This window comes from Peribacillus acanthi, assembly GCF_003073175.1.
GTDB lineage: Bacteria > Bacillota > Bacilli > Bacillales > DSM-1321 > Bacillus_BN > Bacillus_BN acanthi.
The window spans coordinates 288,647-301,905 of record NZ_QBBX01000001.1 but is presented as its reverse complement, the minus strand read 5'-3'; the positions used below and the strand labels follow the sequence as shown (position 1 = coordinate 301,905).

Genomic DNA, 13,259 nt, shown 5'->3' with positions numbered 1-13,259 from the left:
TTACCTTCCGACTGTTCCCATACCATTAATAATTTTATCTAGCATCTCATCTTGTAGTGTAATCATCCGTGCTGATGCATTGTAAGCATGTTGGAACTGAATCATGTTTGTCATTTCTTCATCAAGTGATACTGAACTTACTGACATTCTTCTTTCTTCAACCGCTTGACGAAGTGCGCCGCTGTTTCCAGAAAGTCGAACCGATTCCTGTGAATCAACTGCCATCCCACCAACAATAACTTCATAGTAGTTACGGAAGTTAGAATTCATATCGTTTCCATAGTTGAACGGTTTATTGATTACATCAGCCAATGCTAAAATATTTGAAGCATCTCCAAGAGTGGCATCTGATGGGTTACCACTTGCAGGCATAGTAGTATGAGCAATATTATCTAAGCTGTTCATTATTTCAGCAGACACTTGAATTCGACCGGCAAAGCCTTTCTTTTCACCTGGAATTGAAGCGCCTACTGAAGCAGCATTCCCTATCTTATTCCCAATAATAGAAGTTAATTTACTTCCCCAACTAGTGTCATTTAAATTGATACTCGAGCCATTTGTCGATGAAATTAGATTGTTCAACTCATTGATATCACTATGTGAAGCATCCACTACACCATGTGTCTGAATCCCATTTTGCTGTAATTTTTGCATGATATCAGTTTGTAAAGCCTTATCATCGATTCCTTCATTCGTTACAAATACAACATGCTTAAAATTAGCTCCGCCTTCATTAGGCCTAAATGAATAATTTTGAATGACTTGATCGACCGTACCCATCAAATTCTCGGTACCACCAGCGTTAGTAAGAGCGCTCAATGCATTTTTTACCGCAGTGGCATCTGTTGTCCATTGGCTTCCTGAAAAATCGACTTCATTAATCGTGGAATCATAATAAGAGACAACCCCGATTCGGTAATCATTAATTCCTTTACTAGAAAGCACGTTGACAAAATCGGAAATATTGTTAGCGACTTCTTGTTGAATTGAGCTCATACTTCCCGTATTATCTACAACAAACACAATATCAGCTTTTGGAGCAACAGGTGCTGGCGGATTAGTGCGAATATCTGCAAAAAAGGAAATGTCTAAGTCTCCGTTTTTGATTTCATTAGGGCTAAGTCCATTTTCGTGCACCTTATTAAATTCTGTTGCAAACGTATATGCCATGTTATCTAATTCTGTCAACATGGATGAATAAATACCTTTTACAATCTTATTGTTAGAGGCATCAACTGTTTGATAACCATGAGACTCAATTAATGCTTTCAATTTGCCTTTCGAATCAAAGGCATTGATATCAATCGATCCCGTTCCAAGCTTAATTTCGTTAACTGAACCATCGAGACCATCATATTTTACTTCCAGCGTGTTAGAACCACCAGCTCCTACTAGAATTCCAAGCGGCGCCCCTGCTTCACTCATTATGGAGATGAAGGCTTTTCCTTCTGCTATTGCTGAAGAATTCCCACCACTAGGACGGTAGTCTACTTTAATATTTACTAAGCTAGAAAGTTGATCAATTAATCGATCTCGCTCGTCGTACAAATCATTAGGCAAATATCCGTGCGGTTCAACATCCGCAATCTGTCCGTTTATCTTATTGATCTGTTCAGCAAGAGAATTGATTTCTTTTTCCGTTACTAATGTTTCATTTTTAATATCCTGTTTAATGGCTGTCAATGAGGATGAAAGATAATTGAACGTTTCAGCTACCGCAACCCCACGTTGACGGACTACTGACCTTGCTCCAGGATTAGAAGGATTAACCGCTAAATCCTGCAATGCCTGCCAAAACATATCCATAGATTGAGCAAGTCCAGAATCAGACGGTTCATTCATGATTTCTTCCATTTTTTTATACGATTCCGCTCTCGTTTCCCAATATCCTAGCTTGTTATTTTCACCACGATATTGAATATCAAGAAAACCTTCTCTAATTCGTTGGACGCTCTCTGCTTTTACTCCAGTACCAAATTGACCAGGAATTTGTGGGCGATTTAACGAAGCACCTGGATAAGGTTCTGTTTGTGCAAAATTGATTCTCTGACGAGTATACCCAGGTGTATTGGCATTAGAGATATTATGTCCAGTTGTATGTAAAGCACTTTGTTGGGTAAACATCCCACGTCGTGCTGTTTCAAGCCCCATGAATGTAGATCGCATTAGTATTCCTCCGTTTCTAGTAGTCTTGCTTATGCCTTGGAATCGAAGGAACCTTTCAATCCATTCGATGCGGCTATCGTTTGTTGAGATCGGTCATAATTTAAGTTCTGTGCTGGCTGCGGTCTAAGCATGTCCAGCGTCACATTCACAAATTGAAGAGATTGATAGATTAGCTGTTGATTTAACTCGTTCCGGTCTTTTAAACTGCTAATCTCGACTAATAGTTGATTTCTCAATTCTTCAATTTGAAGTCTCTCTGTTTCATCTATGAATGGAAGGCAATTTGAGAGGCTTGGCTCGCTGCTATGTTGTCCATTAGCACTCAACAACACTCTCGTTGCTTCCGCTCGCTCTTTTTCCACCGTTTCGATGGCTCTCACATGCTTCTGCTCATCTTGAATAAGCCGATTGAGGGCTTCCATATCTCCCGCTTTGACGATGTCGGTTTTTTGTTTAGCCAGATCATTTAGGCTTCTATGAAGTTTGATTAATTTCCCCATCGCATTGATGATTCTTTCGGTAGACATGAATGTGCCCCTCCTTAGTTTTTAGAAAAGAAATCGAGTATGCTTTTCGCAGTCTCTTTAGCGTTTAATTTATAGGTTCCATTTTCTACTTGAAGTTTAAGTTCATCCACCTTCGCTTGACGTTGAGCTGGAATTTGCGACATATGCTGCATTTCTTTAGCGGTCGAAGAAATTTCAAGCTTGTCAGCTTTCGTGTATCCAGTCTTACTGCTTCCTTCCATCTTTTGAAGGTTCTTTCTGTACGGGTTCACCCCAGAAGGACCAAAATTATTAATTTTCACAGAAATTCCTCGCTTTCCTATTCCGATACACATTCTTATCTCTATTATCGACTATTTGTTAAAAAATTTTATGATTTAACGTAAATTTTTAATTGACAAAATATTCATCTCCTGAAAATTTTGTCGGTTTTAAATAACTAGGCTATCGTCAATCCTCACAGTTGTATATTCTCTAATTGCACTCATAATTGGCCACCATGTCGATAGCAAAGAAAAAACTGCCTAGCGGATGCCAAGCAGTTTACTTATTTCCTTTTGTATAATAGGTAGCTTTAAGATTTCGTTCTTGGATATCTCTTTTTCTCAATTCTTCTTTTTCAAATGTAGAGAGTTGAGATTTTAATTGTGTTGCACAGGCTCCACAAAGTTTACCATCTCGTATGGTTGTACCACACTTTTCACAAGAGTATCCTAAATTCGGAAATTGTGCTAACTTCAATCTACCAGCTTTTATAAATTTTACAATCAGGTCTTCAGTTACTCCTGTCCCTTCCACTACTTGCATCATCGTAGCTGTACGATTTTCTTTTTTACGAATAAAGTTGTAAACTTTTTCAAATAATTTCTCTTCTTCTTTGAAACAAGCCTCACACACATCTCGAAAAGCCGATTTCAAAAATATCGAATCACATTTAGGGCAGTTCGCTAACTCAGCCATCCCGTTCCCTCCAAGTTGAAACTAATTTTCTAGTATATTCATTATATATCACGATTAAAGGAATGTATGATGAAATTTTTCTGACTTATCTAGCGATTGTGATGGAAGAGACTTTTGAAGCCCCTGCTACTTTGAGGATTTTTGCAGCATGGCGAATGGTTGCTCCGGTAGTGTAGATGTCGTCGATGATGAGGATTGTTTTATTTTGAATATCAGTGGTTCCGATAAACGAGAAGATTTCTTCCATGTGCAACCGTTCTCTTCTAGTCTTCTTCGACTGTTTTTCAGAATGAGTTCTTGATAACAGGTTAATAGGCTCTATACCTGCAGCTAATGATAAAGCCTCCCCTTGATTGAAGCCTCGCTCATACAAGCGATCTCCACTTAATGGAATAGTAGTTACCACATCAAATGACAGTGTTTGGAATTTTTCATCAAGTTCTAGTGCGAATACTTCAGCTAAAGCATAATCACCACGATATTTAAAACGAGCAATCAAATCTCTCAAAAAATCATTATATAAAAATAGTGAAACATTCTTTTCTAATACACCTTGCCACTCTGGTGAGCTTTCCCACTTTGTACAGTCCGGGCAAATGGGCTCCTTGTTTTGTCGATGACATTTTTCACATAAGTCTCCCGTCAGTTTCACAAATTTAGAAGAACACTCCTCACAAAGTACATGTTTTTGTCTTTGAAACAGGAATGTTTCCCAAGTAACTGCAGCAACAACTGGTTCAAAACAAACATAGCATTTACCCATCAAGTAGCCCTCTTTTCTTCGCTTCTCGGTTCATTTTTTCAATATGATAAACCGCACCTTCCATCTCGTATGTACGTCCATAATGAAAAAAGGTAATATCGCCTGTTGGAAAATCTGCTTTCCGACCAACACGACCTGCGATTTGGACAAGGGCACTTTCGGTAAAAATGGATTCCTCTGCTCCAAGAACTGCGACTTCTAAACGTGGAATTGTGACCCCTCTTTCTAAAATAGTAGTGGTGAGAAGTCCGAGCCTCTGGTCATCTCGGAGACTTTGTACTTTTTCTTTACGGAGTGGATCTTCCGCGTGAACAGATTGTAGTTGCGGATCTAATTTTTGTAGGATAGGAAGTGCTTTTTCCATTACTTCGATATTCGGAAAAAATACTAAATATGGGGTCAGATACTCGACTCTACGCTTCACCCAACACCACAGTTGTTCTGGAATGATATTTTCTTCAATCGACTTTTTCCAGTTTCCACACCATTTTAATTTTGGAACAGGAATCGGTTTCCGATGAAATCGAGCTGGAATCATGACATAAGGGAGTTTCCTAGTTTTTGCTTGTTTTTGTAACTGTATGGAAGGAGTTGCTGTTAGTAGAATGTGAGTGGATTGAGGTTTTCTAGCTTTTTCGACTGCGAATTGAAGAGACTCGTCTGCAGTATACGGAAAAGCATCTACTTCATCTATGATAGTGAGATCAAACGCTTGATAGAATCGGAGTAATTGGTGGGTGGTGGAGAGTATAAGTTGAGCGTGGATGTGTTTTTCTTCACTACCACCATACAAGACGGCAATAGAAGTTTCGGGAAAGGCATTTCGTAAACGCGGGGCTAATTCAAGGATTACATCCGTTCGAGGAGTGGTGATGCAAACTCTTTTTCCTTGTGAAAGAGCTAATGCAATGCCCTGGAATAATACCTCTGTTTTACCAGCACCGCAAACTGCCCAAACTAGTAGGGTTATAAGATTGTGTACTGCTTCGACTACTTGTTGTGAAGCTATGCTTTGAGGATTTGATAGTGTCCCTTCCCAATCTAAGGGATCCGGTTGTCTTTGGAAAATTAACTCCGGACCTGTCCATGTATAGAGCTTACTACACTCCTGCACTCGCCCCATCATGATACACTTCCGACAGTATGTACAGTCTTGGCCACATCGAGCACAAGGAAATTGATAAAAGAGAGATTTGTCTTGGTTGCCACAGCGAGTGCAATAATGTTCATTCACACCTTGGAAGTAACCGATATAACCATGTTTGAAATGTTCATCGAGTAATTCTTGGGGATAAGGGATTTCATCTAGGAGTAGTTGTTTGCCGAATAGAAATTCTTGTAGTTCTACTGAGTAGGAGTAGTCCTCCTTAAGAGGATTCTTTTGAAGAACAGTAGATTGTGGGTTCACTTTTTTAAAGAAATGAAAAATAAACAGTCACCTCACTTTTTTTAATGAAGATTTTTACGTGTATGCGTGTCTTTTTCATCGACTTGCTTTTTAATATGCTTTAACAAGCTAAGGACTGTTTCTTCTTGCTGGACTTCTATTCGAACTACAGAAAATTTAATGCTGTTAATATCATTCTCGACATTTTCTAGATGATTATTAATCCCGCTGATCTCATTTTCAACGTTTTCAAGGCGATTATTAATTCCACTAATCTCATTTTCAACGTTTTCAAGGCGATTATTAATCCCACTGATCTCATTTTCAACGTTTTCGAGGCGGTTATTGATTCCATTGATTTCATTATTAATACATTTTATATCATTCTCAACACTATCAAACTTCTTTTCTAACCGTTCTTGTCCTTCCAACAACTTTAGTAAAATTGCTTCCATCCTTTTCACCTCCTTTTTACAAATTATAACATGAAATGAGCTATTTCGGCATCGGAACAATTTAGAAAAAAATAGCCTGGACGGTGAGTCCAGACTAAATTTTATACCAGCCCATCCCCATTGCGCCTTCACCTAAATGTGTGCCAATGACGGGGCCAAAATAACTGATATCAAAAGAAACATTCGGAAACTGAGCTTGTAGCTCTTGTTTCCATTGGTTCGCTTCCTCTTCTCGGCTTGCTTGGATAATGACAGCCTGCATTGAAACTCCACTTTTCGCATCCTCTTCAAGTAAATCGACAATTCGCTTCATTGCTTTTTTGCGCGTGCGAATTTTTTCGAAAGGAACAATGACTTTGTTATCAAAGTGCAGTAACGGCTTGACCTGAAGAAGACTGCCGATGATAGCTTGTGCGCTGCTTAGTCGTCCTCCGCGCTGCAAGTGTGCAAGGTCATCTACCATAAAGTAAGCTCGTACTGATTTCTTCATTTCATCTAGTCGGGCGATGATTTCATCTGGAGTTTTGCCCGCGTTTGCCATTTTGGCTGCTTCAATTACATAGAAGCCTTGAATACGACAGCTAATCTCGGAATCAAAAGGATGGACGTCGATTCCTTCTACCATCTCTCCTGCTGAAACAGCCCCTTGAAATGTTCCACTGATCCCGCTGGATAAATGAATTGAGATGACCGCATCGTATTCTTTTGACAACTCTTCGTACTTTGTAATGAAGTCACCAATTGGAGGCTGCGATGTAGTCGGCAGCTTATCTGCATTTTTAACTTCTTCATAAAAATCACGGACAGAAATGTCAATTTCTTCTCGATACGATTCCCCACCGAAAATGACATTGAGTGACACCATATGTATGTTTAACTGATCGCGCAATTCTTTCGGGATGTACGCCGTACTATCCGTAACGACTGCCGTTTTCATAAAAAATACCTACCTTATAAATGTTTTTCTACCATTTTAATTATAGTAACCATTCTATATGAAAATGAACGCATTTGCATTAAATTGTTATGCTACACAAATAAAAGACAGGTTTCGACAATGATTGCTTTTCGAAATACTTTGACCACGCCACTGTTATTACTGAACTTCGTGGTTATTTTACCGAACGGACTCCGTATTTTACCGAAATACCTTCACTTATTACCGAACGAACCTCATTTATTACCAAACCCCCGATAAATCATAAACTGTACTCTTCCTCACACCAGTAAATGGAATCTTCGATGATTGAAAAATTCGCGTCGCTAGCTGTGGTGAAGAAATATGAAGGAATTTCTGCAATTCTTTGCTGGTGATGGTGGGCCCGATTAAGTAAAAATAATCTTTTAAAGCATGAATATGAGCATCGGTCGATTTGCTTTTACACTGAGAACAATACCAAAAGCCATGAAGTCTAGATATTGGGAGATTCATACAAGATGGGCATTGAACTCCGGTAAGAATCTCGCTTTTATTTACTTGTTGCCGGTCGAGTACCGGATAGTCTGCTGGAGTGTGTAGTTTTAGTAGAAGGCGTGATAATTTTTTGATGTCTTTTTCTGAATAAATACTAGCAGGATAAGTGGATTTTATCTCATCGATTTTGGTTGGGAGAAAGGCACTGTGTATAACCTGTTGATGATTTGAAGGTGATGAGGAACGAATAATGGAGTAAGGACTACTGATAACAATGAGTGAAACAATAGGAAGTTGTTGAAAGCCGAATAGTGCAAGCCACTTTGAAAATAGATGCCTATGTCTCCGACTTTGTAGAATCGGATCAGGGAAAGCTTCTTCTTTATTTTCATAAGTCCGAATTAACTGGTGGTAATCGCGATCAAAATAGAGAGTACCTGCCATGTTTTTTATTTCCAGACTTAAAGCATATTGAGGTGTTAGTATCAGCGTATCTAATTGAAAGAAAGATTCATTAAATTGAAGACGTAAATCTTGAAAAATACGATAGTCTTTTTCCGGGAGCAAGCTCAGTTGATAATCAACTGCAATTTCTCCTTTGTACCCAGCTTGTTGTTTCAATAGCGATTCTTGAATTTGTGGAATTTTCGGATGTGTCGGTGGTAATCTACGCAGCAATGCTTGCAATTTGATGATTGAAATAGGTATTTCGCGTTTTTTCAGTATCATTTTTCTCCTCCTTTTTAGATTACGGATAAAATTAGATACTTCTAATGAAAATTCCTGCAATTCAAATGAGACTTTACTGAAAAATGTGTGCTTTTTTCTAATCCATAACTGTTTTTGCCGAACCAGAATTTGTTGGTCGCTGACTGAACCGGGGCTTTTACCGAATGCAGTGTGTTTTTTACCGAACCGCCCTGCTTTATTACCGAACCACGCTCATTTATTACCGAACGCAACCCTTTTATTACCAAACTAGCGACTAAAGTGGTATTTGAGCGAATCCAGAATAATTTATACCGGGATCGAACTCGCCGATCGCTGACTGAACCGGGGCTTTTACCGAATGCAGTTTGTTTTTTACCGAACCGCCCTGCTTTATTACCGAACCATGCCCATTTATTACCGAACGCAACACTTTTATTACCAAACCAGCAACGTATGTGCAATTCGAACGAATCCAGAATATTTTCTACCGGGATCGAACACGCCGATCGCTGACTGAACCGTGGTTTTTACCGAAGACAGTGTACATTTTACCGGACCGCCCTGTTTTATTACCGAACCACGCTCATTTATTACCGAACGCAACGCTTTTATTACCAAACTAGCGACTAAAGTGGTATTTGAGCGAATCCAGAATATTTTCTACCGGGATCGAACACGCCGATCGCTGACTGAACCGGGGTTTTTACCGAATGCAGTGTGTTTTTTACCGAACCGCCCTGCTTTATTACCGAACCACGCTCATTTATTACCGAACGCAACCCTTTTATTACCAAACCAGTGACTTATGTGCAATTCGAGCGAATCCAGAAAACTTTTTACCTGGCCCAAGCACACCGATCGCTCACAAAACCAGTTTTTTACCGAAGGCAGTGTGTTTTTTACCGATCCGCCCTGCTTTATTACCGAACCACGCCCATTTATTACCGAACGCACCACTTTTATTACCAAACCGCCCACAACAGGACGATTTCGCCCCCACCTACAGAGAACCCAATCCACGTATTCCCCAAACCACACAAAAACCCGACGCACACCGCGCCGGGCCTCATCAATCTCATATAGCAAACCTTAATTCACTTCTACCCAACCATTTTTAATAGCCAATACTACAGCTTGGGTACGGTCGTTTACGTTCATTTTTTGCAGGATGTTACTTACGTGGTTCTTAACTGTTTTTTCTGAGATGAACAGTGTTTCACCGATTGTGCGGTTGCTTTGTCCGTCAGCTAATAATTGTAGAACTTCACATTCACGGCGCGTTAATAAGTGTAGTGGTCGGCGAATTTCAGTTGCGAACACATTGCCACCTTCAGTTCCTGTATCAGACGCTAAGCGACGGTATTCCTTCACCAAATTATGAGTCACTTTCGGATGTAAGTAAGATCCGCCATCTGCCACAACTTTAACTGCGTCAACTAGTGCATCTGCATCCATTTCCTTCAATAGGTACCCGCAAGCGCCTGTTTTCAAGGCATGTGTTACGTAGTTTTCATCGTCATGGATAGACAGGATGATCACTTTGGAATTCGGGAATTCTTCTACCAATTCCTTAGTAGCTTCAACACCATTCATGTTTGGCATGTTGATGTCCATAATGACTACATCTGGACGGTATTTTTCTACTAAATCTACTGCTTCTGTGCCGTCGTCGCCTTCAGCTACAACCTCAAAAGTTGGTTCAAAATCTAAAATGCGTTTAACCCCTTCGCGAAATAGTTGATGATCATCAATAATTACGATGCTTGTTTTCAACGTCTTCGCCTCCCTTGTTTCATCTATTTTTATAGTTAGTATGCTTGTCCATCTATTTTCCTATGAAGGTCAATCTTTAATTGGAATTTGGATGATGACCATCGTTCCAGCTCCAGGCTTGGAATCGATAGAAATCTCGCCTTCTAGCAGCTCCACCCGCTCCCTCATGCCCATTAACCCGAAAGATCCTTCTTTCTTGGATGTTGGATCGAATCCTTTTCCATTATCCTTTACGATAGCCGTACAACCGTCTTTTCGAATCTCCAATTTCACTTGGATTTCCGTAGCTTGTGCGTGCTTTAAGGCATTTTGGATGGATTCCTGGACGAGTCGGAATAAAGCGACCTCCATATTACTATTAAGCCTTTTTTCCTCCCCGATGTTAAAGAAGGAAAGTTTGGCAGACTTATTATATTCTTCGACAGTCTGTAAGTATTTTCTGAGGGTCGGAACGATTCCAAGGTCGTCTAAAGCCATAGGTCTTAAATCATAAATAATGCGACGAACTTCATACAATGCGTTTCGCACCATCCGTTTTAAGTCACGGACCTCTTGCAGCGCTTGTTCAGAACCTCTTTCGCGGAATACGCGATCAATCAAGTCTGAACGCATCATCACATTCGCCATCATTTGAGCTGGACCATCATGGATTTCACGCGACAGCTTTTTTCGTTCCTCTTCTTGCGCCTCTATAATTTTGAATCCGAATTCCTGTTTTCGCTTCGCATCTTCAAGCGCCTCTCCGACAAACGCTAAGTCACTCGTTAAAAAGTTCAATACAATACTGACTTGCGATACCAGATAATCAGCACGTTCAATCGTTTGCTGAAGACCTAACAAACGTCTTTCAAGGTCATCTCTTCGATTACGTAATTGCTTTTCGGTTTGGCGATTCATCTGTAACTCGACCTGTAGAGTGTGTGCCTTTTCGTAAGCTTCTCTGATTTGTTCCTCAGAAAAACGGTTGAATTGGCTGCTCACTTCTGAAAGGCGTTTTCGAGCCATTCGCGCATTTAATTCTAACTTATCACCTTGATCAATAACTTGTACTACCAATTGTTTAATCGTCTTTAACTCTTCAGACAAGGATTCGAAATCTTTTCTGCTTTGCTCACCGATCTGAAAGATTTCCCCTTTACTACTATCAACGGTCTCTACCATTTTCTCGAGAATCGTATCGAGTTCTTTACTATCAAGTTTTTTAATGGACATTTGGACCTGCTCCTTCAACTTCCAATGATGTATAGGGGGTTTGTACTACTCTCTCAGATGTGCATTTGACCATCGCGATGCTTATTCTACCTTACAAATGGCTTCATAACTAGTTGTTTTGAGCATAAAACAAAAAGACCCCAGAATGCTATATGTCTTTTATCCTGTTCTAATCTACTTAAAACTTTTCACAAAATACCCTTTGATGGAATATTTTTCTGATATGAAAAACAAAAAAATAAAAAACAAGATTTATGTACATCTCATTTATTGGTTTATACCCATCGTTTATTATCCTTGAATAATGATTACCCTCAGATAATGACTAATTATATCATGGCTTTAGGCTTATAATATTAAAGTTTCGTTACAGTACCTTCTCAAATCGTTACGAAAATACTATTCGTGAAAAACATATGAAACATTTCTAAAAATAAACGCTTCATTTCTATATCTATCCTACCAAAACAACTCTCTAGCAACAAATAATCTCATTTGCTCCTTCCAACCCACAACATTATAATAGAAGTTCAGAGAAAAAGACTGGGATTGTCCCCTTCATATAATGAATTGACTTTGTCATGTTAATAGACAATGGGGTTACACCCTATTAATAGAAAGTGTGGGGAATAGTATGTTGCCGGAGTATTTGACGGTGAAAGGATATGGCGAGCATGAAATCGTCATTCAGAAATCCCGTTTTATTGCGTATGTGGAGCGAGCAGAGACAGAGGAAGCCGCTCAAGACTTTATCCAAACGATTAAAAAGAAGCATTGGGATGCTACCCATAATTGCTCTGCCTATATGATTGGCGAGCACGATCAAATTCAGAAAGCAAATGACGACGGTGAGCCTAGTGGAACAGCAGGCGTGCCGATGCTTGAAGTTCTAAAGAAAAAAGGCTTGAAGGATACCGTAGTAGTTGTCACCCGTTATTTCGGTGGCATTAAGCTTGGCGGAGGTGGACTCATCCGAGCTTACGGTAAATCCACATCCGAAGGAATCAACGCTACGGGAATCGTCCGTCGTAAGCTTATGCGTGTGATGCACACGAAGGTCGACTACACTTGGCTCGGAAAACTAGAAAACGAACTACGGTCTTCTGTTTACAACTTAAAGGAAATCCACTACCTCGAAAATGTTGAAATCGAAACCTTTGTTGAAGAAGGTCAAAAGGATAACTTCCGCAACTGGATGACGGAGCTAACAAATGGGCAGTCAGACATCAGTGAAGGTGAGATTTTGTATTTAGAGGAAGAAATGGAAATCTAGTTGAAGTCGATTTGCCATACTAGTCAGAGTATATTATAGTAAACGAGAAAAACTAGGGAGACAGTAGATCCGGTTAAAAGGAGCAGTTTTATGGAGCGAACCACCCGAATTAGATATAAGAAAAAGAAGAAAAAAACGTGGAAACGTGTTTTAGGTATATTTTTATTCCTATTATTAATAGGAGGTGGAGTAGGAGCATACCTATTCTATCAAACACTTTCAGCCGCTAATGAATCGTATAGTGAACTTTTGCGCGGAGATAAATCAAAACTACGTGATGAAACGGTATATTTAAGTAAGCATCCAGTATCTATTCTTCTCCTCGGTGTTGAAAACTATACAACAAAAGGAGAAACAGGACGAGCAGATTCCATCATCGTCGCGACCTTCAATCCAAATTTGAAGACTATGAAGTTGTTAAGCATACCTCGTGATACAAGAATGTATCTACCGACAAAAGAGAGAAAAGGCAAAATTAATTCCTCTTATAATGAAGGAAAAGAAGCAACCATTGAAACCGTAGAAGAATTTTTGGATATTCCAATTGATTATTATGCGACCGTCAATTTTGATGGCTTCAAGAAAATTGTGGATGAGCTGGGCGGCGTTGAAGTGAATGTTCCGTTTAATTTCTGGGAA

The 13,259-nt window shown here is 39.6% G+C and carries 13 protein-coding genes; 2 read left to right on the top strand and 11 right to left on the bottom strand.

Annotated features, from left to right (window positions below):
* The 11 genes from flgK to DBX25_RS01410 all read right to left on the bottom strand — a co-directional run bounded on the left by flgK (nt 1) and on the right by DBX25_RS01410 (nt 11,347).
* Nucleotides 1-2,166, bottom strand: a complete 2,166-nt coding sequence (gene flgK / locus DBX25_RS20760; RefSeq protein WP_170110107.1) for a flagellar hook-associated protein FlgK — start codon at nt 2,164-2,166, stop codon at nt 1-3.
* Between the two features lie 29 nt (nt 2,167-2,195).
* Nucleotides 2,196-2,693 (bottom strand): flagellar protein FlgN, encoded by a 498-nt coding sequence (locus DBX25_RS01460; RefSeq protein WP_108669000.1) that lies wholly within the window; start codon nt 2,691-2,693, stop codon nt 2,196-2,198.
* 14 nt (nt 2,694-2,707) lie between these two features.
* A complete protein-coding gene (flgM, locus tag DBX25_RS01455; RefSeq protein ID WP_108669052.1) occupies nt 2,708-2,974 on the bottom strand; it encodes a flagellar biosynthesis anti-sigma factor FlgM in 267 nt (88 codons plus the stop codon).
* A 241-nt stretch (nt 2,975-3,215) separates the two neighbouring features.
* On the bottom strand, nt 3,216-3,632 hold the full coding sequence (locus DBX25_RS01450; RefSeq protein WP_108668999.1) for a TIGR03826 family flagellar region protein: 417 nt from the start codon (nt 3,630-3,632) through the stop codon (nt 3,216-3,218).
* 85 nt (nt 3,633-3,717) lie between these two features.
* On the bottom strand, nt 3,718-4,395 hold the full coding sequence (locus tag DBX25_RS01445) for a ComF family protein (protein ID WP_108668998.1): 678 nt from the start codon (nt 4,393-4,395) through the stop codon (nt 3,718-3,720).
* Nucleotides 4,388-5,521 (bottom strand): ATP-dependent helicase ComFA, encoded by a 1,134-nt coding sequence (locus DBX25_RS01440; protein ID WP_240620107.1) that lies wholly within the window; start codon nt 5,519-5,521, stop codon nt 4,388-4,390. The genes DBX25_RS01445 and DBX25_RS01440 overlap by 8 nt, the downstream gene beginning before the upstream one ends.
* Nucleotides 5,522-5,844: 323 nt before the next feature.
* Nucleotides 5,845-6,237, bottom strand: coding sequence for a hypothetical protein (locus DBX25_RS01435; protein WP_108668996.1), 393 nt, complete (start codon nt 6,235-6,237; stop codon nt 5,845-5,847).
* A 94-nt stretch (nt 6,238-6,331) separates the two neighbouring features.
* Entirely contained in the window at nt 6,332-7,174 is an 843-nt protein-coding gene (locus DBX25_RS01430; protein WP_108668995.1) for a DegV family protein, read from the bottom strand.
* A 243-nt stretch (nt 7,175-7,417) separates the two neighbouring features.
* A complete protein-coding gene (locus DBX25_RS01425; RefSeq protein WP_108668994.1) occupies nt 7,418-8,380 on the bottom strand; it encodes a nuclease-related domain-containing protein in 963 nt (320 codons plus the stop codon).
* A gap of 1,071 nt (nt 8,381-9,451) precedes the next feature.
* Nucleotides 9,452-10,135, bottom strand: a complete 684-nt coding sequence (locus DBX25_RS01415; protein WP_108668992.1) for a response regulator — start codon at nt 10,133-10,135, stop codon at nt 9,452-9,454.
* A 69-nt stretch (nt 10,136-10,204) separates the two neighbouring features.
* Complete coding sequence (locus tag DBX25_RS01410) at nt 10,205-11,347, bottom strand: sensor histidine kinase (RefSeq protein WP_108668991.1); 1,143 nt, start codon at nt 11,345-11,347, stop codon at nt 10,205-10,207.
* Between the two features lie 634 nt (nt 11,348-11,981).
* On the opposite strand from DBX25_RS01410, the gene DBX25_RS01405 reads away from it, so the two are divergent.
* Nucleotides 11,982-12,620, top strand: a complete 639-nt coding sequence (locus DBX25_RS01405; RefSeq protein WP_108668990.1) for a YigZ family protein — start codon at nt 11,982-11,984, stop codon at nt 12,618-12,620.
* A 90-nt stretch (nt 12,621-12,710) separates the two neighbouring features.
* On the top strand, nt 12,711-13,259 hold a 549-nt coding region (locus tag DBX25_RS21020; protein WP_240620106.1), incomplete at its 3' end, for an LCP family protein.

Excerpts from the sequence above, each read along its gene's own strand:
- flgK (WP_170110107.1), bottom strand. The coding sequence starts at position 2,166 with ATGCGATCTACATTCATGGGGCTTGAAACAGCACGACGTGGGATGTTT.
- DBX25_RS01460 (WP_108669000.1), bottom strand. The coding sequence starts at position 2,693 with ATGTCTACCGAAAGAATCATCAATGCGATGGGGAAATTAATCAAACTT.
- DBX25_RS01450 (WP_108668999.1), bottom strand. The coding sequence starts at position 3,632 with ATGGCTGAGTTAGCGAACTGCCCTAAATGTGATTCGATATTTTTGAAA.
- DBX25_RS01445 (WP_108668998.1), bottom strand. The coding sequence starts at position 4,395 with ATGGGTAAATGCTATGTTTGTTTTGAACCAGTTGTTGCTGCAGTTACT.
- DBX25_RS01440 (WP_240620107.1), bottom strand. The coding sequence starts at position 5,521 with ATGATGGGGCGAGTGCAGGAGTGTAGTAAGCTCTATACATGGACAGGT.
- DBX25_RS01435 (WP_108668996.1), bottom strand. The coding sequence starts at position 6,237 with ATGGAAGCAATTTTACTAAAGTTGTTGGAAGGACAAGAACGGTTAGAA.
- DBX25_RS01430 (WP_108668995.1), bottom strand. The coding sequence starts at position 7,174 with ATGAAAACGGCAGTCGTTACGGATAGTACGGCGTACATCCCGAAAGAA.
- DBX25_RS01425 (WP_108668994.1), bottom strand. The coding sequence starts at position 8,380 with ATGATACTGAAAAAACGCGAAATACCTATTTCAATCATCAAATTGCAA.
- DBX25_RS01410 (WP_108668991.1), bottom strand. The coding sequence starts at position 11,347 with ATGTCCATTAAAAAACTTGATAGTAAAGAACTCGATACGATTCTCGAG.
- DBX25_RS01405 (WP_108668990.1), top strand. The coding sequence starts at position 11,982 with ATGTTGCCGGAGTATTTGACGGTGAAAGGATATGGCGAGCATGAAATC.